This is a genomic window from Nocardia sp. NPDC051052 (genome assembly GCF_044456045.1).
Taxonomy (GTDB): Bacteria; Actinomycetota; Actinomycetes; order Mycobacteriales; family Mycobacteriaceae; genus Nocardia.
The window spans coordinates 51,992-73,138 of sequence record NZ_JBITFL010000019.1; the positions used below are offsets into that span (position 1 = coordinate 51,992).

General features: G+C 67.5%; 21 protein-coding genes. 4 read left to right on the forward strand and 17 right to left on the reverse strand.

The annotated features are described in order from the left end of the window. Positions 1-20: 20 nt before the first annotated feature. On the reverse strand, positions 21-1,592 hold the full coding sequence (locus ACIBCN_RS40620) for a Na+/H+ antiporter (protein ID WP_396997690.1): 1,572 nt from the start codon (positions 1,590-1,592) through the stop codon (positions 21-23). Positions 1,593-1,743: 151 nt separating this feature from the next. On the opposite strand from ACIBCN_RS40620, the gene ACIBCN_RS40625 reads away from it, so the two are divergent. Beyond that, positions 1,744-2,916 (forward strand): cytochrome P450, encoded by a 1,173-nt coding sequence (locus tag ACIBCN_RS40625; protein WP_396997691.1) that lies wholly within the window; start codon positions 1,744-1,746, stop codon positions 2,914-2,916. Between the two features lie 44 nt (positions 2,917-2,960). Here the strand turns inward: ACIBCN_RS40625 and ACIBCN_RS40630 are convergent, their stop codons facing one another. Then, positions 2,961-3,956, reverse strand: a complete 996-nt coding sequence (locus ACIBCN_RS40630) for a DUF418 domain-containing protein (RefSeq protein ID WP_396997692.1) — start codon at positions 3,954-3,956, stop codon at positions 2,961-2,963. 120 nt (positions 3,957-4,076) lie between these two features. Here ACIBCN_RS40630 and ACIBCN_RS40635 point away from each other — a divergent pair, with 120 nt between their 5' ends. Continuing rightward, positions 4,077-4,517 carry a MarR family winged helix-turn-helix transcriptional regulator gene (locus tag ACIBCN_RS40635; protein WP_396997694.1) on the forward strand — a complete coding sequence of 147 codons (441 nt, stop codon included), beginning with the start codon at positions 4,077-4,079 and terminating at the stop codon, positions 4,515-4,517. A gap of 32 nt (positions 4,518-4,549) precedes the next feature. Further along, positions 4,550-4,930 carry a DUF5313 family protein gene (locus ACIBCN_RS40640; RefSeq protein ID WP_396997695.1) on the forward strand — a complete coding sequence of 127 codons (381 nt, stop codon included), beginning with the start codon at positions 4,550-4,552 and terminating at the stop codon, positions 4,928-4,930. A gap of 163 nt (positions 4,931-5,093) precedes the next feature. Here the strand turns inward: ACIBCN_RS40640 and ACIBCN_RS40645 are convergent, their stop codons facing one another. Genes ACIBCN_RS40645 through ACIBCN_RS40655 form a run of 3 tightly spaced genes read right to left on the reverse strand, consistent with a single transcriptional unit; the run spans position 5,094 to position 7,833 of the window. Continuing rightward, positions 5,094-5,978, reverse strand: coding sequence for an aminoglycoside phosphotransferase family protein (locus tag ACIBCN_RS40645; protein ID WP_396997697.1), 885 nt, complete (start codon positions 5,976-5,978; stop codon positions 5,094-5,096). 32 nt (positions 5,979-6,010) lie between these two features. Then, the gene (locus tag ACIBCN_RS40650) at positions 6,011-6,649 is read right to left on the reverse strand and encodes a response regulator (RefSeq protein ID WP_396997698.1); all 639 of its coding nucleotides are present in this window, start codon (positions 6,647-6,649) and stop codon (positions 6,011-6,013) included. Continuing rightward, positions 6,646-7,833 (reverse strand): sensor histidine kinase, encoded by a 1,188-nt coding sequence (locus ACIBCN_RS40655; RefSeq protein WP_396997699.1) that lies wholly within the window; start codon positions 7,831-7,833, stop codon positions 6,646-6,648. Before ACIBCN_RS40655 ends, ACIBCN_RS40650 begins: the two co-directional genes overlap by 4 nt. 127 nt (positions 7,834-7,960) lie before the next feature. Between ACIBCN_RS40655 and ACIBCN_RS40660 the strand changes: the two genes are divergently transcribed. Then, positions 7,961-8,968, forward strand: a complete 1,008-nt coding sequence (locus ACIBCN_RS40660) for an SDR family NAD(P)-dependent oxidoreductase (protein ID WP_396997701.1) — start codon at positions 7,961-7,963, stop codon at positions 8,966-8,968. Between the two features lie 82 nt (positions 8,969-9,050). On the opposite strand, the gene ACIBCN_RS40665 is transcribed toward ACIBCN_RS40660, so the two are convergent. From ACIBCN_RS40665 to ACIBCN_RS40720, 12 genes are all read right to left on the reverse strand, one after another. Next, on the reverse strand, positions 9,051-9,935 hold the full coding sequence (locus ACIBCN_RS40665) for an aminoglycoside phosphotransferase family protein (RefSeq protein ID WP_396997702.1): 885 nt from the start codon (positions 9,933-9,935) through the stop codon (positions 9,051-9,053). A gap of 167 nt (positions 9,936-10,102) precedes the next feature. After that, positions 10,103-10,918, reverse strand: a complete 816-nt coding sequence (locus tag ACIBCN_RS40670; protein ID WP_396997703.1) for a hypothetical protein — start codon at positions 10,916-10,918, stop codon at positions 10,103-10,105. A gap of 171 nt (positions 10,919-11,089) precedes the next feature. Beyond that, positions 11,090-11,689 carry a hypothetical protein gene (locus ACIBCN_RS40675; RefSeq protein WP_396997705.1) on the reverse strand — a complete coding sequence of 200 codons (600 nt, stop codon included), beginning with the start codon at positions 11,687-11,689 and terminating at the stop codon, positions 11,090-11,092. A 14-nt stretch (positions 11,690-11,703) separates the two neighbouring features. Next, the gene (locus ACIBCN_RS40680; RefSeq protein ID WP_396997706.1) at positions 11,704-12,660 is read right to left on the reverse strand and encodes an MlaD family protein; all 957 of its coding nucleotides are present in this window, start codon (positions 12,658-12,660) and stop codon (positions 11,704-11,706) included. Next, on the reverse strand, positions 12,657-13,784 hold the full coding sequence (locus tag ACIBCN_RS40685) for an MlaD family protein (RefSeq protein WP_396997707.1): 1,128 nt from the start codon (positions 13,782-13,784) through the stop codon (positions 12,657-12,659). The genes ACIBCN_RS40680 and ACIBCN_RS40685 overlap by 4 nt, the downstream gene beginning before the upstream one ends. Then, positions 13,781-14,866, reverse strand: coding sequence for an MlaD family protein (locus tag ACIBCN_RS40690; protein WP_396997708.1), 1,086 nt, complete (start codon positions 14,864-14,866; stop codon positions 13,781-13,783). The genes ACIBCN_RS40685 and ACIBCN_RS40690 overlap by 4 nt, the downstream gene beginning before the upstream one ends. Next, a complete protein-coding gene (locus tag ACIBCN_RS40695; protein ID WP_396997709.1) occupies positions 14,866-15,900 on the reverse strand; it encodes an MCE family protein in 1,035 nt (344 codons plus the stop codon). Before ACIBCN_RS40695 ends, ACIBCN_RS40690 begins: the two co-directional genes overlap by 1 nt. Then, positions 15,888-16,889, reverse strand: coding sequence for an MlaD family protein (locus ACIBCN_RS40700; RefSeq protein WP_396997711.1), 1,002 nt, complete (start codon positions 16,887-16,889; stop codon positions 15,888-15,890). The genes ACIBCN_RS40695 and ACIBCN_RS40700 overlap by 13 nt, the downstream gene beginning before the upstream one ends. Further along, positions 16,886-17,896 carry an MlaD family protein gene (locus ACIBCN_RS40705; protein ID WP_396997827.1) on the reverse strand — a complete coding sequence of 337 codons (1,011 nt, stop codon included), beginning with the start codon at positions 17,894-17,896 and terminating at the stop codon, positions 16,886-16,888. Before ACIBCN_RS40705 ends, ACIBCN_RS40700 begins: the two co-directional genes overlap by 4 nt. Positions 17,897-17,916: 20 nt before the next feature. Then, entirely contained in the window at positions 17,917-18,771 is an 855-nt protein-coding gene (locus ACIBCN_RS40710; RefSeq protein ID WP_396997712.1) for an MlaE family ABC transporter permease, read from the reverse strand. Between the two features lies 1 nt (position 18,772). Beyond that, a complete protein-coding gene (locus tag ACIBCN_RS40715) occupies positions 18,773-19,618 on the reverse strand; it encodes an ABC transporter permease (RefSeq protein ID WP_396997714.1) in 846 nt (281 codons plus the stop codon). Between the two features lie 437 nt (positions 19,619-20,055). Beyond that, positions 20,056-21,147 (reverse strand): calcium:proton antiporter, encoded by a 1,092-nt coding sequence (locus ACIBCN_RS40720; protein ID WP_396997715.1) that lies wholly within the window; start codon positions 21,145-21,147, stop codon positions 20,056-20,058.

Below are 21,147 nucleotides of genomic sequence, written 5' to 3' on the forward strand. Positions count from 1 at the left end.
CCGATTCGGTGACACCGGGTTCAGCGCCTGCCGAGATCGAGCCGCCTGGTCACCCGGTCGACGAGATCCGGCGGCATGCCCGGTTCCCGCCGGGCGTTGAGAGCCTCGCGGCGGCCTGCCTCCACGACGTCCTCACGGATGCCGCGTAATCGTTTGGCCAGCTTCACATTCCGTGCCGCCTCCGATTTGGCGTCCGCGTCCGCGGCCTGCGGGTCGGCGCGCATCATGCGTTGTCGGAAGCCGTCGCGGAGCCGCTCGTAGACATCGTCGGGGAGATCTTGTTCGGCGGCAATCTCTTTCAGCCTGGCCATTTCCGCCTTGATCACCCGCTCCCACAGCTGTCGTTCCAGTTCGCGCTCCTTCTGGGTGTCCGCGTGCACGCCGGTGCGGCGGACGACGAACGGCAGCGTCGGTCCTTGCAGCAACAGGGTGAACAGGACGACAACGAAGGCCGTGAACAGGATCTCGGTGCGGCCGGGGAAGTCCTTGCCTTCGTCGGTGACGAACGGAATAGCCAGTGCCAGTGCGACAGTCGCCACGCCGCGCATACCGGCCCACCAGGTGACGACCGTCTCCCGCCAGGTATAGGGCTCGTCGGCATTGGGCCACCAGGTTCGGCCGATCGCCCAGGTGGTCAGGAGCCAGACCAGACGAAGACCGACCACAGTGGCGACCACCGCGCAGGCACCGCCGAGCATCTTCGGCCAATCATGGCCCGTCGCGTCGAGTACCGCGCCGAGCTCGAGGCCGATGAGGCCGAAAGCGAAGCCGCTCAACAACATTTCGATGATGTCCCAGAACGACGCGCCGACCAGCCGGTAGTCCGAGTCGGCGAACTCGGTGACCGCGTCGGTCAGATACAACGCGCAGACCAGCACGGCAAGCACGCCGGACCCGTGCCACGCCTCGGCGAGTCCATACGCGGCGAACGGCAACAGCAGGCTCAGCGCCACCTGCCAGGTCGCCTCCGCGAGATAGTTGGTCAACCGGCTGCCCGCCCAGCCGAGCACCAGCCCGACGGCGATCGCGACCACCGCCGAGATCACGAATTCCGCGGCGGCGTGCGGCGCGGAGAACCGCCCGGTGACCACGGCCTGCACCGCGACCCCGTAGATGACGATGGCGGTGACGTCATTGAACAGCCCTTCGCCACCCAGCCCCACCACCAGTCGGCGCGGCAATCCGAGGCTGCCCGCCAGCGCGGTCGCCGCCACCGGATCCGGTGGCGCGACCACCGCCCCCAACGCGACAGCGGCCGCGATCGGCAACGCCGGATACCAGGCATGGAACACGGCGGCCACCGCGGCGGCGGTCGCGATGACCAGGCCGAACGCGCGCAAGGCGATCAACCCCCAGTTCTCCGCGAACTGCCGCCACGACGTCCGCCGCGACGCCGCGTACAACAGCGGCGGCAACACCAACGGCAGGATCAAATCGGGCGGCACGTTGATCCGCGGCGCGAACGGAATCAACGCCACCACACACCCGAACACCGTCATCAACACCGCCGACGCCACGCCGAGCCGCTTGCCCAGCGGCTCGGCGAAGATCGCGGCAAACAAGATGACGAACATCAGCACCAACTGGTCCATGACCGTCCAGTCTGCGATGCCGGACCCGAGTTGCCCGCCCGGCACGCCGTACCCGGGTCGCCGCGATTGCCCGTCGATAGCGGACAGCGCTAACCGCAACCGGGATCGGGCCATCGAGAAGTCTTGGCGCGCAATGCGAGATGATGATCGGATGACGGACGTATTCGGTGCCGGATTCGCGGCAGATCCGTGGCCGACGCTCGAGCGGTTGCGGGCCGAGGGCGGGGTGCATCGGATTCGGACTCCGGACGGGCCGCCCGCATGGCTGGTGACCAGGTACCGCGACGTGCGCGCCGGGCTGTTGGACGATCGGCTGCCGGTCGACATTCGACGGGCAGGCACCGAGGATTATCGCGGTTTCGTGCTCCCACCGCCGCTGGACACGCTCGTCCTCGCCGAACCCGCCGACCACGCGCGCATGCGCCGAATCGTGACGGGCGAGCTCTCGCCGCGACGGCTGACCGAATGGACGCAACTGGCTCCCGGATTGATCGATGCCTTTCTCCAAGAGCTGGATTCCGGCACCGAGGTCGACCTCGTCGAGCAACTGGCCGTCCCGCTTCCCGCCGCGGTACTCGGCGAACTACTCGGCTTAGGCGAGACGGAACGCGAAAGTCTGCTCGGCTGGGCCACTTCGACGCTGCTTGCCTCGGCCACTCCCCCACGCGCCAGAGACACCCTGGCCACGATGCTCGAGATCATCACCGCGACAACGGAGCAGGCGCGGGCTACCCGCGCCGACACGCTGCTCGGCAGGCTGGTCGCCGCGCACGACGATACCGGCTCGCCGTCCGCGGACGAGCTCGCCGGACTCCTGTTCTACCTGCTCTTCGTCTGGTACGAGGTGCTGGTCGACCTGGTTGCCGGGTCGGTGCTGACACTGCTCGGACGTCCCGACCAGCTGCAGATTCTGCACACCTCGACCGAAAAGCATTCGGCGGTGGACGAATTGCTGCGCTACCTCTCGCCTCAGGTCCTCGCCGGCCCACGCTTCGCGACCACCGACCTCAGCATCGGCGGGCAAACCATCCGAACCGGGCAAACAGTCCTACTGTGCCTCGCCTCGGCCAATCGAGACCCCGAAATCTTCGACCGCCCAGACGAATTGGACCTCACCCGCGCCCCCCACGCACAACTCGGCCTCGGCTACGGCCTGCACGCCTGCCTAGGCAACGCCCTGGTACGCACCCTCACCGCCACCGCCCTCGACCGCGTCTTCACCCGCTGGCCAGCCACCACACTGACCGTGCACGAACGAGATATCGCCTGGCGCTCAGGCTTTCGACACCGCGGGCCCTTCACGTTGCCGGTGAAGCTGGGCTGACACGCCGCTTACCCGCGATCTCAGGCCGGGGCGTCCCGAACCCGTCACCTGTATCGAACGGGCTCCGGTAGGCGGCGGGCGGGGACCAGGTCCCACCAGGTGATGCAGCGCCAAATCCATTCCATGGGGCCGTAGTAGAACAGCTTCAGCCAGGCCCAGCTGGTAACTGCCTGCAGGACAATGATGGCCGCAGCTAAGGCTAGGAGTTGGCCGTACTTGGCGGAGCCGGCGAGGTGCAGGTGGGGTTCAACGAGCAGGATCAGGATGGTGGCGGCGAGGTAGTTGGTCAGGGCCATTCGGCCCATCGGCTCGAGGACTTCGGACAGGACCGCGCCGGTTTCGGTGCGCAGGATCAATAGCAGGCCGGTCAGGTAAGTGAGAGCGCCGAGTAGGCCTGCTATCGGGGGCGCTGTGCTGATCAGGAGGTCGAGGTAAGGGGTGTGGTATTCCCACATCGCGGTGAGTACCGCGGCGGGAAGGGCAAGCGCGAAGAGGGCAGCGAGCTGCCAGCCGCGTTCGTCGAGGGTGTCGGCGATGTCGTAGCGGGCTGCGGCCAGGCCTAGGAGAAACAGGCCTGGCACGAGGCCGAAGCCGCCGCCAAGGGTCACCGCGACGCCGATGGTCGCGGCGAGACCGGCGACCAGGATGGCCAGGCGCGGCAGGCTGGTGGCGGGTAACAGGATCACCAAACCGACCAGGGCGTAGGGCAATAGGGCTTCGCCGGGCTGGAATTGGTGGTGGATCAGGCCGAGCACGCCGAGCGCGACGAGGCGGCGGATCAGCACGAGGCGGGGGCGATCGGTGCGCTGCGCGGCGCTGTCCAGGAACAGCGCGAAGCTCAGCCCGAACAGGAACGAGAAGATCGGGAAGAAGCGGCCCTCGAACAGCACCGAGAGCAGGTGCCGCAGCGGGATCATCTCGCCGGGGGCCCGCACCTCGGCCATGTCGGTGAGCTGCCAGATGTTGACCACCAGAATTCCGCACAGGGCGAATCCGCGCACGGCGTCGAGCTCGTGAATGCGGCCTGCGTCGTTCTGCATGCGTCTCAAACTAATGATCACCGGCGCCGGAACCACGCTTCTCCGACGTGATGTCGCACATATACTTCATGCGCTAACTGTTTGTGCGTTAACATTGTGGGCAGTTCGACAGGAGGACAGATGGACGATCCGCTGCAGCTCGACCGGCAGGTGTGCTTCGCGTTGGCGGTGGCCAATCGCGCGGTGCTCGGCGTCTATCGGCCGCTGCTGGAACCGCTCGGGCTCACCCATCCGCAGTATCTGGTGATGCTCGCACTGTGGGGCGAGGCGCCGATGTCGGTGAAGGCGATCGCCGAGGCCATCCAGCTGGACTCGCCGACATTGTCGCCGCTGCTCAAGCGACTGGAGAGCGCCGGGCTGATCACGCGCGAACGGGACAGCCGCGACGAACGGAACCTGGTCGTGAACCTGACAAAGGCAGGTGCCGCGATGCGCAAGCAGGCCGAGCGGATTCCACCCGCGGTGGTCGAGCGGCTCGGCGTCACCCTCGCCGATCTCGAGGAGCTCCGCGAGGTGCTGACTCGGGTGAATGAGGCCGCACGGCGGTCGCTGTCGGTCTAGCTCTATTCGCAACACCCATCAGGAGATTGCGCATGACCCGAAAATCACGGCGGCCCAACCCAATCCAGTGGATCGGCTACGCGTTCGGCCGCCGACTGCCCGATTCGATGACCGACTGGGTGCGCAACGACCTGGCCGGAAAGCACGCGACCACCCGACACATCGTGCGCGGGATGATCCCGTTCACCCCGCTGTTCGTCGTCTTCCTGCTCTTCCCGGGCGAGCTGTGGTTACGCGGTTCGATGGTGCTGCTCGCTGTGCTCCTCGCGCTGTTCTACACGGCGGCGTTCATGCCGATGAATCGCGCTCACCGGCTGGCCGAGCACGGACTCCCCGCTGATCTGGAAAGCCCGGAACGCACGCGTCGCCGCGCACTCGAGCGCGCGAGATACGCCGCCCAGCACCCACACTGACTGCCGCGCGCTCACCGGAATCGCCACCGCCGACCCCGCCGCAGGGCAGCGGATCGTCCAGGTGGTGCTGTCACTGTTGTTTTGGCCCGCACCCGATCCCGCCACGGAGCGGGCGCTGGTCGAACGGTTCGTCGTGCCCAATTTCGCCGCATAGCAGGCAGACTCAGCGCAGCGCCCACGGCGCGATATCCTGCACCGCGAAGTAGCCGTCGTCCTCGAGGTCGTCGTCGTCCACGAAGTCCAGCCAATTGCGCAGCGCGCGAACGAGTGTCCACGCTCTGGCGCGATCGGCGTCGAGGGCGGCGCCGTCGACGATCGCGGCGAACCGTTCGTCCAAGGATGACTCCGTCCGGCGGTTCCAGATCAGCGACAGGGTGGTGAATTCGGGGTCGCCGACGAGGGGCTGCGGATCGATCACCAGCCAGGGCTCGCGTGTCCCGCCGAGCACGTTCTCGTAGTGCAGATCCTCGTTGGCCAGCAGCCGGGCCGCACTGGGGCCCAATTGATTACACGCATCGACCGCCGCGTCGAGCAGCTTGCGCGGGAACGGTGCGCCGAGCCGCGCCCAGTCCTGCGGGAGTTCCGCCGCGTACCGCTCGGCCTCGTGCCGGAGGTCACGGCTCAGGCCGGAGGGGGCGGGAATCGCGAGGCGGCGCAGCAGGCCGGTGGCGGTCTGCACGGCTTTGTCGATCGGCTCGTCCACCAGGGATCTCGTCGAGTCGAGGCGTTCCATCAGCAGGACGCCGCGCTCGGGGTCGCTGTCGAGCAAGCGAACCGCGCCCAGGCCGTCCCAGGCGGCGAGCGCGAGCGGTTCGTCGCGCGTCTCCGGTGTCATAATGCTCAGCTTCAACACGACCGCGCTGCCATCGACCCTGGTGGCGGGCAGCACCAGCCCGGCGTAACCGTGCATCGACGGACCGTCCAGGCTCAGCTGCCACCGCCGCAGGTATTCCTCGACCAGCCCGGGCAGCCGGTCCAGAAAGGCCCGCGCCTCCTCCCCTTCATTCCTGGCAAGGCGCTCAGCGAAAAACTCGGGAACAATGCTCACCTATCGAGCCTCTCAGCCCTGTCCAGCTAATTTCAGCGGACGCGCACGCCGAGGACCGCGAGTTGCACCCGGTTGGTGCTCCCCGTTTTGGCCATCAGGTTGGTGATGTGGGTTTTGACGGTGGTGATGCCGAGGTGCAGGCGCGCGGCGATGTCGGCGTTGGCGAGGCCCTCGGCGACGAGCGCGAGCACCTCCGCTTCGCGGGCGGTCAGGCCTTGGGGTGCGGCGTACTCGGGCGCGGAGGTGCGGGCCGCTAGGGCGGAGTCGACGACGCGGCGCAGCACATCGGGTGAGAAGGGGTGATCACCGGCGGCGGCACGGTGGATGCCATGGAGTAGGTCGGTGGGCGAGGCGTCCTTGACGAGAAACCCACAGGCCCCTGCCGCCAGCGCCGGGTAGAGGTGATCGTCGTCGTCGAAGGTGGTCAGCGCGAGCACCCGGGTAGCCGGTCTGGCGGCGAGAATCGTTGCGGTGGCACGGATTCCGTCCATGCCGGGCATGCGCAGATCCATCAGGACGACGTCGGGGCTCAGTTGCCCGGCGAGCCGGACGGCGTCGGTGCCGGTGGCGGCCTCCCCCACCACCTCCAGGCTGTCGTCGGTCTGGCAGAGCATGCGCAGGCCCGCGCGGACCAGGTGCTGATCGTCAACGATGAGGACGCGGATCGTCATGACGACACCGGCCTGCCGAGCGGAAGACGTGCCGCGAGTTGCCATTCCGCGCCGACGCGGGCGGCGGTGAACTCGCCGCCGAGCAGCTCGACGCGCTCGTGCAGTCCGATCAGGCCGAGCCCGTGGCCGCCGGACCGGTTCGCGGTGACACCGTTGGCAGCTCTCGACTTCGGTGAGGATCCATTGTCGCGCAACGTGAATCGAACGTCACCGGCCGCCAGCGCGATGGTCAATCGCGCGGTCGCCCCCGATCCGGCGTGCTTCGCGATGTTCGAGATGCCCTCCTGGGTGAGTCGCAACAACGTAAGGGCGAGTACCGCATCGACGTCCACGACGTCGTCGGCCACTTCGGCGTGCACGGTGATGCCGGACTGCCGCGCGCGGTGCACTACGGCCGCGAGGGCAGCGGGCAGGTCGGCGGGGGCGATGAACGAGTCGCCGGTCATCGCGGGATCGCGCAGGATGGCGACCAGCCTGCGCAGGTCGGTGAGGGTTTCTTTGCCGCTGGCGTGGATGTCGTCGAGAACTTCGAGCGCACCGGGTGGCGCGTCGGGCATGGCATGCCGGGCGACGCCGACGCGCAGCACGGTCGAGGACACGTGGTGGGCGACGAGGTCGTGCAATTCCCGTGCGATAGCGGTGCGCTCGAGGGCCCGGGCGGCCGCGACCTCGGCGTCGCGGCGCTGGGCGATCTCGTGCGCCTCGCGCAGCGCGTGGTCGGCACCCTCGCGCGCCGTGCGCAACAGCACGCCGATCAGCACCGGTGCACCCGCCATCACCACCGCTCGATACCCGTTCGCGGCGAGATCACTGCTGGGATGCAGCAGGTAGGCACCGGCCAGCGCGCACGCGGCCAGCCACGGCTGCCAGCCGGATCGGCGGGCCGACAATTCGACCAGCGCTATCGCGGCGGCGACCTTGGCCACCACCGGACCCGTGTCGCCGATCTCGAATCCGAGCAGCAGCAGGCCGCTCACCAGCAGCGACGTGGCCAAGGGCCAGCGCACCCCGCCCGCGGTCGCCAGCACGGCAAGCAGCCCGATGGTCCAGTCGAGCACGCTCGGCGAATCGGCGAGGAAGAGCAGACACCCCACTGCGGCGACCGCGAGCACCAGCAGCCGCACCGGCAAGAACCGCACGTCGAGCCACGATTCCACGCCTCGTGTCACGCCAGCCGAACTCACCACCCCATCATGCCGTGCGCCTACCCGGCCGGGCTCCGCCCGCCGGAGGAGCGCCCTCCTCCTCGCGGCCGAGATTCGGGCCGGCGGGCGGAGTCGCCGGCACTCGGTTGGCGCGAGGGTTGCTGGCATGACGAACGAAAACGACTCGGCGCGAGTGTCCGACGGTGACGAGCTCCACGATTCCCGGCCCGGGGCCGCGTCCCCGGCCGTACACGAGAAGCCGAGCCGCAGGCGACTGCTCGGCACGATGGCCGCGGCGTCCGGTCTCGCGGTCGGCGCGGCCGCGGGTCTCGCCGGAGGTGTCGCGCTGGGCGCGAATTCCAACCCGCCGCGGTTCACGCCCGCCGCGGTGCGGCGGTTCGAGGGCAAGACGGTGTTGATCACCGGCGCGACCTCGGGCATCGGCGCGGCGGCGGCGCACCTGTTCGCCGCGGAAGGCGGGCGGGTGGCGTTCTGCGGGCGGCGCGAGGAGCGCGGACGGGCGGTGGAGCGGGAGATCCGCGCGGCGGGCGGGGAGGCGACATACATCCGCGCGGACGTCCTGGTGGAGGACGATGTGCGCGATTTCGTCGACGCCACCGTGAAAACCTATGGCGGACTGGATGTCGCGTTCAACAATGCCGGTATCACCGTGCAGAAGAAGCTGCACGAGTACAGCACCGCCGAATTCGATCGGGTGCTGAACACCAACCTGCGCGGGACCTTCCTCGCGATGAAATACGAAGTGCCGCACCTGCTTCGACGTGGCGGCGGCACGATCGTGGTCACCTCGTCGAGTAACGCGCTCGCCACCGATGCGGGCAGAGGCGCGTACACCGCGAGCAAACGTGGTCTGGTGGGCCTGGTGCAGGCCGCGGCGCTCGACTACGCGGCGAGCGGCATCCGGGTCAACGCGCTCGTCCCCGGCACCACCGACACCGAGTTGGTGCGCCGGGCAGGCGGCTTCGAGAACGTCCCCGATGACGTGTATCAGGTAATGATGAAACAGTGGGCGAGCAGCAATGTTCCGGGACTCGGCCGACTGGCGACGGCGGCGGAGATCGCCGCGTTCGCGCTCACCCTCGCCTCCACCGAGCACCCTTATCTCACCGGCGCGCAATTGGTCATAGACGGTGGAAAGACCGCGCATGCGTGAGCGAGCGTCAGCGAGCGAACTGAGGACACAGCGTGCCAAGCTCTCGACGGAACCGAGCGCCAGCGAGGTGGAGTCGTGAGATTCAACGCAACGCCCACGGACCGATCTCCTGGACGGACGGGTAGCCGGGGTCGGCGCAGTCTTCGTCCTCGGCGAACCACAACCAGTTTCGTGCGCACTGCACTAGCGTCCAGGCCCGGGCCAGGTCGGCATCCAGTCCAGCGAGGTCGACCACGGCGGCGAACCGGTCGTCGAGCGCGGATTCGGTTCGCCGACTCCACAACAGCGAGAGGGTGGCGAATTCGGGATCGCCCGCCAGCGGCTGCGGATCGATGACCAGCCACGGCTCCCGCACTGCCGCAAGCACATTCTCGAAGTGCAGGTCCTCGTTCACCAGCAGCTGGTCCGCGACGGGTCCGAGCTGGGTGCACACCTCGACGGCCGCGTCCAGCATCTTGCGCGGATACGGTGCGCCGAGACGGGCCCACTCTCTGGGCAGTTCCTCGGCCCAGCCTGCGGCTTCGGTCCGCAGATTCCGTGAAATGCCTTGCGGCACCGGAATAGCCAGCCTGTGTAGCAGTTCGCAGGTGATCCGTACGGCGTCGTCGATCGGCTCGGTGTGCAACGAGCGTCCGGCATCCAGACGTTCCAGCAGCATCGCGCCGTGGTCGGCGTCGCTCTCGTAGAGCATGACCGCGCCGTCGCCCTGCCACGCGGCCAGCGCGACGGGCTCGTCCTTCGTTTCGGGTGTCAGGTAGGCCAGCTTGAGCACGGCCGAACTGCCGTCCGCGCGCCGGACCGGCAGCACCAGCGCGCCGTAGCCGTGCATCGACGGCCCGTCGAAGGTGAGGCGCCACTGTCCGGCGTAGTGCGCGGCGAGGTCGGGCAGGCGGTCGAGCCAGGTCCGGGCTGGCGCGCCCTCCTGCTTGGCGAGTCGAGTAGCGAAGAATTCGGGCACGACAGTCACGACGTCGAGCATCTCAGCCGTGTCGATCGATTTTCGCGATGCAACAATAGACGCACGGATTCTGATGTCCCGCACACCAACTCGCCGCGCGGATACGCGTGCGGATGTCAAAAGTTGTGCGGCTGCGGCGGCGAGGCCGGGTTTGGGGGCGGATCGGCAGTCAGGGGCTATGGGGGCGGCGGAGGTCCCGGGGGTGGCGGCACCGGAATGAACGGTGGCAGCCCAGGAATGATCGGCGACGGACCTGGATTCGCGGGCGGCGGGCCCGGATTCGCGGGCGGCGGACCTTGATTCGCAGGCGGCGGACCTGGATCGGCGGGTGGCGGGACCGGGTCCACCTGGGGCGGCGGGCCCGGATTCGGCGGCGGTCCCGGGTTCGCGGGCGGCGGCGGATTGGCGGGCAGCGATGCCGGGCCACCGCCTTGCTCCTGCGGGACGCAGACCCAGCGACCATCCGGGGGCAGGGACCACTGAGCGACGATCCCGTCATGCGAACAGTCGTCACCGGCCGCGTGAATGTCCAGCCCAGACCCTTGCGGAAGGCAGACCGAGCGCCCGTCCGGGCCCCGGCCCCACCGCGCGATGATCCCGTCGTGCGAGCAGTCGTCGCCGATTCGGTGCACGTCCTGTCCGGCCGGGACGCACGCCCATTGCCCGGCGCGCAGATCCCACCGCGCGAGGATGCCGCCCGCCGAGCAGTCGTCACCGAGCTTGCGGGCGGGCTGTGGCACCGGCGCGACCGGCGTCGCGGGTCCTGAGCTCAGCCGCTGCGGCGCCGTGGTGGCGGTGCCGCCGGATGACGGGCTCGCGGTGCCGGCCGTCGAGGCCGACTTCTCGTCCTTCGAGTCGTCACTCGACCCGAGCAGCAGCCCGATCGCGACCACCAGCACCAGCGCCGCCGCGATCACCGCCGCAACGACCAGGCCACGGTTGTCGGCGCCGCTTCCCCCTTCGGGTTCGTGACTGCCGCCGGGTGCCACCATCGAAACCGCCTTCACTGTATGGACAGGAAACACCGGTACGAAAGTTGATCTTCACGGCACGCTACCCGAAGGTTGCTGAGTCGATGCTCAATTTATGCATTTTTTGTTTACGCAGGTAGAAGCCATTTACGAGAATTAGCTACCGGTAAACGCGTTTGCTGGCGGCACCGGTCACTGCTTGGGCAGCGCGCCCGCTACCCCGCCGACATCGGCGACCTTCCAGCCGTTGTTCGGATCCACGTTCACCGTGTAGGTGACCGTGGTCTGCGCGCCTTCGGGCGTCTGGGCACTGGTCGAGGTGACATTGAGGAAGACATTCACCTTGTACACCCCGTTGTCGGTGTTCATCACCTTGGCGGTGATCGGGGTGGAGGTCGAGGTCCACTTCAGCGGAACCAGGATGTCCTGCAGCTTCGGCGCGGTGGCGTCGAACTTGCCCGCCAGCTGCGGGGTGGTGTTGGTCTTGAGCTTGGCGACCCAGGCGTTGACGTCCTGGAAATTGATGTTGGAGGCGCCGACCGCGTAATCGGTGGCGACCTGCTCGGCGTGCTGATCGGCGGCGGCTGCGGCGTCGCGATCGTTCAGGTCACCGCGCGCCGATACCCACAACGAGGCGAACACCGCGGTAGCGGCGGCCAGCGCCACCAGCGCGGTGCCGAACGCGACGGTCGACAGGCGGATCGACACGGTCCGCGCGTTCTTGGCCGCGGGCGCGGCGGTCTCCGGCGCCTCGGTGGTCGGCTTCGGTTCGGTCACAACGTCGTTCGACATCGCGGCCTCCTTTCCTATTTGACAGCGACCCGCACCTTGACGGCGCCATCGGCGTCGACGTCGGCGAGGGCCTGGGAGATCAGGGCAGAGATATCGATCCGCGGCGCGGCCGAGACGGTCGCATCCACCAGTGGGCGCAGGATCGGCGCCAGCGAACTCAACTCCGGCTGCAGTTCGCGCAGCGCGGCGATGGTCTTCTCGGTGAACGGGGCAAGCCCGTTGCCGGTGGTGTACTGATCGATCGGCTCGCCGTCGACCATGCTGCCCACGTGGGTGACCAAATTGCTCACCGCCTGGGCGAAGTTGGTCCACTCGGGTGCGGCGGCGCTGAACGACGGGCCGACCCAGTCCATATTGGTCGCCGTGCTCTGCAGGCTGTTGAGCAGCGAGACGATCTGCGGGTTGCGGCTCATGATGGCCGCGGCTAGCAGATCGCCCGAGCGCGCCAGGTTCGGGATCGCGCCGTCGGTGCCGACCAGGGACTGCTCGGCCGTGCTCACCAGCGAGCCGACAATCTTCGGATCGAGTTGGTTCAGCGTCGCGGTGGCCAGCCTGGCGACCTCCGGAATCGACAGCGGCGTACGCACATTCGAGGTCTTGAGCTGCTGACCGTCCCGAAGGTACGGCCCGCCATCGGAATTCGGCCGGAACTCGACGTACGGCTCGCCGAGCGCCGACAGATGCTCGATGGTGACCACACTGTCGGTGGGCACCCGGCGATCGGCGACCAGCTTCATGCCGACCTCGACGCCACCGACACTGTTGGTCACCGAATTGACCCGGCCCACCTCGATACCGGTGAGCAGCACCGGCGAGCCGACGGCCAGCCCGCCGGAGTTGGCGAGCAGCATGCTGGCGTGGGTGTAGTCGGCCAGCGGGTCGACCCGCACCACGCCGAAGGTCAGATAGCCGGCGCCGAGCACGATGATGGCGGCGATACCGCCCAGCGAGGCGAGGTGCCCGAGCTTCATCGGACGACTCCGATCATGCGTAGCGTCTGGATGATTCGGTCGGTCTGGTCCTGAACGGGCACCGCGGTCGCGCCGTCGATCTTGACCCCGACAACGTTCACCTTGGGGCCGTGCTCGGCGAACGGAATGATCTTGTCGCGGATCAGCGAAACCAAGGTCTGCAGATTCGACGGCTGGCTCAGATCTAGCGGCCTTGCCGAGGCGAGCAACGGCAGAAACGCCTGCACCGTGCCGTCGGCGCTGTTCAGCAGCGGGCCGAGCCAGGTGAGCGAGGTGCCGATCGGGCCGAGCGCGTTGAAGATCTTGGTCACCCCGACGATGGACGGCGCGATGCCGTTCATCTGATCCACCGACTCCTGGCTGAGCAGCTGCGCGAGCTGGGGCCGAATCTCGTGCAGCACATTGGAGTTGTTGTCGATGCCGTCCAGCAGCGAATCGAGCTTGTCCAGGTGAGTGCCCAGATCGACGGCGTCGTCGGCCATGGTCTTGCCGATCTGCGCGGTCCGGCCGACGTCCTTGGGCAGCACATCGTTGAGCTGTTCGATGGTGTCCTGCACCTGCTGCACCGCGCCGCCCTGGGTGAAGGTGGCCAGCGCGGCCATCGTATCTTCCAGCTGCACCGGCGGTTTCGTCTGCGACAGCGGAATGGTGCCGCCCTCGGGCAGCAGCTTGTCGAAGCCTGTCGGCGGGGTGAGCAGCGCGAGGTGGATGTCGCCGAGCACGGTGTTCTGCCGTAGTTCGGCGCGGGTGGCGGCCGGGAGCTGCACCGATTTCGAGATGCGGGCGTCGACCACCACATAGCCGCCGCGGCCACCGGCCTTAGCCGAATCCACCAGCGACACATCGGAAACCGTGCCGACCTGCGCGCCGTTGGCCATGATCTTGGCGCGCGCGGGCAGATTCAGCACGTTCTCGAACTGGATCCGAATGTCGTAGGTGGCGCCGGAGACCTCGGCGCCGGGCACCGGCACCGACGAGGGGTCGAAGGCGCAGCCTGCGGCGGGCAGCACGGCCGCCATTACCGCCGCCAGACCGGCAACGAAACGCGCACCGCCCCTACGGCTTTCGCAACTCCGCTGGAATGCGATGTGCAACCGCCCCGTTTCGTCTCGCTGGATCTTCATCGCGCACCTGCCGATCCGAACATCAGGGCCGCCATATCGACCTTCACCAGACCGCCGTCGGCGGTGCATTTTCCCGGCGCGATGGCGTTCGCCGCCGCGCAGACCAGGTCGGCATTCGGCTGCGGAATCGCGACCTTCGGTGGCGCGTAGGCGATTCCGGAGTTACCGACCGAGCGGAACGCGTCGGTCAGCACCGGCAGCATCGACACGATCTGAGCCAGTGAGCCGACCCTGGCACGCAGGAACTTCACCAGCGGAACGGTGAAATCGAGGGCTTTACCGAGCGGGCCGCCGAAGGCGGTGGTGAGGTCGTTGAGCACCGGAAGCAGCTGCGCGAGACCATCGATCACGTCCGCGCCCGGCACCAGCAGGTCTTCCCTGGCCGTGACGAGCACCGGCGCCAACCGGGTGAACATCGATTCGATGTCGCCCCAATGCTCTTCGACCTTCTTACCGACCGAGGAGAAGGCGTCGAAGACACCGACCAGATGCCCGATGTCGGCGTCCGGCGAGGCCATGGCACCGCTCAGCTGTTTGATGATCGCGTTGATCTGCGGCCCGGTTCCCGTGGTAGCCGCGTTCAATTGGGACAACCCGTTGGCGAGCGCGTCGGGCGTCTTCGAGTCCGGGCCCGAGATTTCCGCCGACAGCTGCGCGACCGCGTTCAAAGTCTCGGTGACGCTCTTCGGCGTCATCGTCTTGGTGAGGCACTGCGCGGAGTTCCAGCGCGCGGTGTCCTTACCGCTCGACACCACGGCGAGCTGCCGCGCGGCGACGATGCTGTCGGCCAGCGTGGTGGCGCCCGCGTCGGCGTACACCGGCTTGTCGGCCTCGACGGCGAACTCCACCTTCACCGACTTGCCCTGCGCGGCAATGGAAGTCACCTTCCCCACCGGAATGCCGCGCATAGTCACCTGATTGCCGACGTACAGGCCGACGGTGTCCGGCATGATCGCGCAATAGCTCTCGGTCTTCTTCATCGGATCGAAGGCGATGAAATAGCCGACGACGACCAGCACGACCGCGACGAGCGCACCCGAGACCGACATGAACGCCCGTGAGCCGAGGACCTTGTGCAGCATCAGCAATCCTTCCCCGGTAGCGGCACGCACACCCGCGCGATCGCGTCGGGCGGCGCGGTGATGGTCTGACCGGACTGATCGACCGTCACGCCACCGTCGGGGATGGCCATCGCCGACACCTTCTGCTGGATGTCCTGCACGGAGCCGATCACCGGATCCAGCCGATTCAGCAGCTCCTCCATGCGCGGCAGCACGTCGAAGAGCGGCTGCAGCTTCGGCTTCGCCTCCGCATAGGTCGGCGCGATCGCCGCGGCCTTGCTGATCACCTGCTTCAACAACCGAATGCCTTCGGCCAGCTCGGCGCGCTTGCTGAGCACCAGGTCTTCCAGCTGGTTGGTGGCCTGCACCAGCTTGCCGAGCGAGCCCTTGGCGCCGTCGTACATGGTGGTGTACTCGTCGGCGTTGGCGATCGCCTTGGAAATCATCACGTGCTGGCGATTGAGATCGTCGACGAAGCTGTTGAGGCTGTCGAGGGTGGTGCGCAACGTGTCGGGGGCCTGCGCGACAGAGGTGCCGAGCGCGGCCAGGTTGCGCCGCAAGGTATCTCCGTCGATCTTTCGCAGCAGCTCGGCCGCGTCCTGGAAGGTCTGCACCAGGCTGTACGGCAACCGGACCCGGTCGGTCGGAATGTGCTTGTCGCCCAAGGGGTTTGTGCCCGTGGGGAACAGCGCGACATAGTTACCGCCGACGATGGTGAGCATGCGCACGTCCAGCGTGGACTGGTCGCCGACGAAAACATTCGAGTCGACGGTGAACCGCATGAGCACCCGATCCGGTTTCAGCTCCAGCGATTTCACCGTGCCGACGCTGATCCCGGCGACGCGGATATCGTCACCGGCCTTCACCGACTGCGCCTCCGACAGCTCGGCCGTGTAGGTCTTCTTGCCGAACGGGACGACGAACAGCACGCCGACCGCGACGGCCAGAATCGCCACCAGCACCACGCCGATCAGGCCGAGCCGGATCTCGCGCCGCTTCTTCTCCGGCTCACCGACCACCCGGCGATCGCCGAACATCGTGCTCAACCAGCGCATACCGCCACCTGCTGTCCTGCGATCAGCACGCCGAGTACCTGCGGCACGTCGGCCTGTCCCTTGGTGCACTGCGGCTTCCAGCCCGTCGCGCCGGACTTGGGAATGGCCGCGTCGAAGCCGGCCAATAGCCCCGGCAGTTTGTCGAACACCGCGAGTGCCTGCTGCGGATCGGGAAATATCTTGGTGATCAACGCGTCCACGTCGTCGGGACTTTGCAGACCGAGCGCGTTGAACAGGTTGTCCAGCGGGCCGAGCACCGAGGGTGCGGCCGCCGCGAACTGCGCCAACCCGGTCATATTCGATTGCAGACCGGAGATGACGTCGGCCAGCCGGGCCAGAATCGGCACCATGTAATGGATTTTCCCGCCCGCCGTCTCGTGCAGATCGGACAGATTCTGCAGCACCTTGTCGATCACCGTTTGACGGTCCTTGACGTGCGCCGCGAGTTTGTCGATGGCGGCCAGCGCGGGCCCGATCCCGTTGCCGTCGCCCTCGATCAGCGCGACCATGCTCGCGCTGAAGTGGTTGATCTCCTCCGGCGAGATGGTGGCCAGCACCGGCTTCAGGCCGTTGAACATGCTGGTCACATCGAACGAGGGCACCGTGTGATCGGCGCCGACCGTCGCGCCACCCTGGACGCGCTTGCCGGGCTGCGGCTGTTGCTGCAGGTCGACATAGCGTTGTCCGGTGAGATTCTGATAGCGGATGGCCAGTTTCGAGTTGTCGTAGATCGGCGCGTCGGTCTTCAGCGACAGCTGGACCCGCGCCTGCGTGCCGTCGAGGGAGAGGCCGTCGACCTTGCCCACCTGCACGCCGTACATCCGCACGTCGTCGCCGACCTTCAGGCCGTTGGCATCGGTGAACAGCGCGGCGTGCTGTTCGGTCGGTCCGGAGACCGGTCGCTTGATCGCCGTGCAGACGATGAACAACACCCCGATCATCACCACGGCGAACAGGGCGAGCCGCCATGCGGCCGAACGCACCTTCATCGGACACCACCCAGCAGCGGTGCCAGCACGGGGACCCCGCTCAGGTCGACCTCGGCGTTCAGCACGGGGCCGTTCGGGGTGTCGGGCATCGAGGCGCGCAGCCGGCGCAGCAGTTCGGTGAGGTCGGCACCCGACTGTCGCGGCTGCGGCACCATCTGCGCGAGCAACTGCAACACCGGGGCGAGCATGTCGGTGACGCCGGACAGGTCGCCGCCGAGCACCCCGCCGAGGTTCGCGATGCCGGGCAGCAGCCGGTCGGTGTGCATCCGCACGCCCGCGTCGAACGCGTCCCGATTGCTTTGCAGCCGTGGGATATTGCGCAGGATGTACACCATCAGCTCGTTGGCGCCCGAGAAATCACCGGCGCCGTAGAACGCGGGTCCGAGCCTGCCCGCCAGCTCGGAGGGTGGCATCCGCTGGTTGTCGGTCACGATCTGGGCCACCTGGATGATCGACTGCGCCAACGGGGTGAACGCCTTCATGTCGTGCGAGACCTGGTTGATCACCGTGGCCATCTGCGGGGTGAGCACCGAGTCGCCGGTCTGCGACAGGCTGCGCAGCATGCTGCCCATGGTGGCGTCGAACACCGCGTCGGTGTGGCCGCCGGTCAGGTCGATCACGCTGTCGTCGCGCAGCGCGGCTCCGCCGGAACCGCGGCGCAGGCCGATCTCGCTGATGCCGAACAGGTTTGCGGGCGCGTAGTCGACCTTCATGCTGTCGTCGAGGCCGTGCAGCTGAGCCGGGTTGAGCCGCAGCGTGATTCGCTGCGTGCCACGCTCGTCCGGTGCGATCGCGGCCACCGTGCCCACCTGCACGCCGTCCATCCGGACCGGCGTGCCGGTCAGCACCCCGTCGCCGATCTGCTCGGTATGCAAGGTGATCTGTAAACCGTTGTCGGAGCGCAACTCTCGATACAGCACGGTGACCGCCAGCACGGCGATGATCACGCTGACCGCGATCACGCCGACGAGCCGGGTCTGCTGCTTGTCGATAGCCACTCCGGGCATTCCATACTTCGGCATCGCGGTTACCCCGTAAAGCTGATCGTCGCGTTGAAGCCCCACAGCACGATGGTGAGGACCATGTCGATGGCCACGATCGCCACCGACGACGCGCGCACCGCGCGGCCCGAGGCAATGCCGACGCCCTCGGGGCCGCCGGTGGCGAAGAAGCCGTAGTAGCTGTGGATGAGGATCACGACGGTGGCGAAGATGGCCACCTTGATCACCGCGGCGACCACGTCGAACCCGGATACGAATTGGAAGAAGTAGTGGTCGTAGACGCCGCCGGATTGGCCGTGCACCAGCGTGATCAACCCGCGGCACGACAGGTACGCGAGGATCAGCCCGATCAGGAAGGTCGGCACGATCGAGATCGCGCCCGCGATCACCCGGGTGGTCACCACGAAGGGCACCGAGCGCAGGCCCATCGCCTCGAGCGCGTCGATCTCCTCGGAGATGCGCATGGAGCCGATCTCGGCGGTGATGCGGCAGCCTGCCTGCGCGGCGAAGCCGATGGCCGCGGCGATGGGCGCGAGTTCGCGGGTGGTCGCGTAGGCCGAGACGATGCCGGTGACCGGGCCCATGCCGAGCATGTTCAGCATGGTGAACGACTCGACGGCGACCGATGCGCCCATCACCAAGCCGAGCACGATCATCATCGGCACCGTGCCACCGCCGACGATGACCGAGCCGCGGCCCCAGGTCATATCGGAGATGAGGCGCAGCGTCTCGTCGCGATAGTGCTTCAGCGTCGAGGGGATCGACGACAGCACCTGCCAGACGAAGGCGAGCACGAAGCCGAGCGACTCGAACCGCCGCAAGACCAGGCCGCGGTGGCGGTACATCCAGCCCAATCCCTTGGGCACATAGGTCGATGCCATGTCAGACCAGCCTGGTCGGCAGGAACATCTCGACAACCTGGGTGACGCCAAGGTTGACGACGGCAATCGATACGACCGACAGCACCACGGCGGCGTTCACCGCGTCGGCGACACCGCGCGGCCCGCCCTTGGCCTCCAGCCCACGCTGGCAGGCGATGACCACCACCAGGAAGCCGAACAGGGCGGCCTTGAGCAGCGACACCCACACGTCGGCGACGGTGGTGAAGGAGCCGAAGGTGGCCCAGTAGCTGCCGGGGGTGACGTTCTGGCCGCCGACCGCGACCGCGTAACCCGCGACGATGCCGACGAAGATGATGAGGATATTCAGTAGCGGCGCCACCAGGATCATCGCGACCAGCCGCGGAATCACCAGCCGCGGAATCGGACTGATGCCCATGGTGTTGAGCGCGTCGATCTCCTCGCGGATGGTGCGCGCGCCGAGGTCGGCGGCGATAGCGGCCGCGCCCGCGCCGCCGAGCAGGAAGCCGGTGGCCAGCGGGGCACCCTGCTTGATCACGCCGAGGCCGCCGGTCGCGCCGAGCAGCGAGTCGGCGCCGAGCGTGTGGATGAGGTTGCCGACCTGGATCGAGACGATGACGCCGAAGGGGATCGCGATGAGGATGGCGGGGATCGCCGTGACGGTCACCAAGCGCCAGGCCTGGGTAACCGCCTCGCGCCACTGGAATTGGCCGCGCGCGATCCCGGTGACCGTGCCAGTCACCGATTCCCGCGCGATGTCCACGGCACGACCGAACGTCCGCAAAGACGAGACGACTGTGTCGGAGAAGTTGTTGCGGACGACGCGAACGGCAGAGGCGCTCGAGCGAGCCCGGGTCACAGGCGCCACGCGTGGCCCCGGCCAGGCCGGTGTGTCTCAGATTTCACAATCGCTCTCTCCATGATGGGCGTCACTGCCACCAAGAAGCTATCGGTGACGATCGGTAACAGTAAAGCCGATCACGGTGTGATCATCGCCTCCTAATCGATTGCCGACGACTAGCCGAAAGCGCTGGTAAAAGCGTCCAAACGGAAGTAGTTCGGCATTCTGCAACAAGTTATCAGCGCATTTTGCTAATCAATATGACCCGTGTCACAGAATTCGGTTAACACTGGGCAAGATCTCGGTGTGATTACGGTGCGGACCGAATCAGCAAAAAGGACAAGGTAGACGCAATAGCGCAACGAGCCGGTGGACGCCGGGACAACAGTCAGCACACCGAATAGTCGTGACCCCGGTCACTCGATGACTAATTCGAATTTCTAGCCGTGAGCTGAATCACGTCTTTACGGACTGGCCGCGAGGAACACAAAAGCGGCAAACAGCGCCAAATGCACCCCGCCTTGCAAAAGCGTCGCCCGACCGGGCACTACCGTCAGCACGCCGACCACGATCGTCAGCGCGAGCAACACCATTTGGGTGGCGCCCAGTCCGAGCACCAGCGGCCCGTCCAGCCAGATGGTGGCCACCGCGATCGCCGGAATGGTCAGGCCGATGCTCGCCATGGCCGAGCCGAGCGCGAGATTGAGGCTGATCTGCACCTGATCGCGGCGCGCGGCGCGGACCGCGGCGAGGGTCTCGGGCAGCAGCACGAGCAACGCGATCACCACGCCGACCGCCGAGGGCGGCAGCCCGGCATCGGCGACGGCCGACTCGATGGACGGCGAGACCACCTTGGCCAGCCCGACAACGCAAACCAAAGCAACGAACAGTAAACCGAGGCTGATCAGTGCGGCTCTGGCGGTGGGCGATTCGCTGTGCTCGTCGTCGTCGGTGACCGCGCCGTTGCCCTCGACGGGCAGGAAGTCGTCCGGATGACGCACCGTCTGGACCATCACGAACAGCCCGTACAACGCCAGCGAGGCGACTGCGGCGAAGGCGAGCTGCCCGGCGGAGAACTCCGGCCCGGACTGGCTGGTGGTGAAGGTCGGCAGCACCAGGCTGAGCGTGGCCAGCGTCGCGACCGTGGCCAGCGCGGCGCCGGTGCCCTCGGCGTTGAACACGGCCACCCGCCTGCGCAGCGCGCCGACGAGCAGCGAAAGGCCGAAGATGCCGTTGCAGGTGATCATGACGGCGGCGAAGACGGTGTCGCGGGCCAGCGAGGCGGCCTTGTCGCCGCCGGAGATCATCAACGTGACGATCAGCGCCACCTCGATGACGGTCACCGCCACCGCGAGCAGCAGCGACCCGAACGGCTCGCCGACCCGGTGCGCGACCACCTCCGCGTGGTAGACGGCCGCGAGCACCGCGCCGATCAGTGCCGCGGCCACCACGACAACGGCCACCCCGGACAGGCTTCGCCCCCAAGTGAGGGCCAGCGCGAGGGCGGCGACGATAGGGACGAACACGGTCCAGCGGTCGGTCAACACACGGATCAT

Coding starts and splice junctions, on each gene's coding strand:
- ACIBCN_RS40620 (WP_396997690.1), bottom strand. CDS start 1,592: ATGGACCAGTTGGTGCTGATGTTCGTCATCTTGTTTGCCGCGATCTTC.
- ACIBCN_RS40625 (WP_396997691.1), top strand. CDS start 1,744: ATGACGGACGTATTCGGTGCCGGATTCGCGGCAGATCCGTGGCCGACG.
- ACIBCN_RS40630 (WP_396997692.1), bottom strand. CDS start 3,956: ATGCAGAACGACGCAGGCCGCATTCACGAGCTCGACGCCGTGCGCGGA.
- ACIBCN_RS40635 (WP_396997694.1), top strand. CDS start 4,077: ATGGACGATCCGCTGCAGCTCGACCGGCAGGTGTGCTTCGCGTTGGCG.
- ACIBCN_RS40640 (WP_396997695.1), top strand. CDS start 4,550: ATGACCCGAAAATCACGGCGGCCCAACCCAATCCAGTGGATCGGCTAC.
- ACIBCN_RS40650 (WP_396997698.1), bottom strand. CDS start 6,649: ATGACGATCCGCGTCCTCATCGTTGACGATCAGCACCTGGTCCGCGCG.
- ACIBCN_RS40660 (WP_396997701.1), top strand. CDS start 7,961: ATGACGAACGAAAACGACTCGGCGCGAGTGTCCGACGGTGACGAGCTC.
- ACIBCN_RS40670 (WP_396997703.1), bottom strand. CDS start 10,918: ATGGTGGCACCCGGCGGCAGTCACGAACCCGAAGGGGGAAGCGGCGCC.
- ACIBCN_RS40675 (WP_396997705.1), bottom strand. CDS start 11,689: ATGTCGAACGACGTTGTGACCGAACCGAAGCCGACCACCGAGGCGCCG.
- ACIBCN_RS40680 (WP_396997706.1), bottom strand. CDS start 12,660: ATGAAGCTCGGGCACCTCGCCTCGCTGGGCGGTATCGCCGCCATCATC.
- ACIBCN_RS40685 (WP_396997707.1), bottom strand. CDS start 13,784: ATGAAGATCCAGCGAGACGAAACGGGGCGGTTGCACATCGCATTCCAG.
- ACIBCN_RS40690 (WP_396997708.1), bottom strand. CDS start 14,866: ATGCTGCACAAGGTCCTCGGCTCACGGGCGTTCATGTCGGTCTCGGGT.
- ACIBCN_RS40695 (WP_396997709.1), bottom strand. CDS start 15,900: ATGCGCTGGTTGAGCACGATGTTCGGCGATCGCCGGGTGGTCGGTGAG.
- ACIBCN_RS40700 (WP_396997711.1), bottom strand. CDS start 16,889: ATGAAGGTGCGTTCGGCCGCATGGCGGCTCGCCCTGTTCGCCGTGGTG.
- ACIBCN_RS40705 (WP_396997827.1), bottom strand. CDS start 17,896: ATGCCCGGAGTGGCTATCGACAAGCAGCAGACCCGGCTCGTCGGCGTG.
- ACIBCN_RS40710 (WP_396997712.1), bottom strand. CDS start 18,771: ATGGCATCGACCTATGTGCCCAAGGGATTGGGCTGGATGTACCGCCAC.
- ACIBCN_RS40720 (WP_396997715.1), bottom strand. CDS start 21,147: ATGATCCGTGTGTTGACCGACCGCTGGACCGTGTTCGTCCCTATCGTC.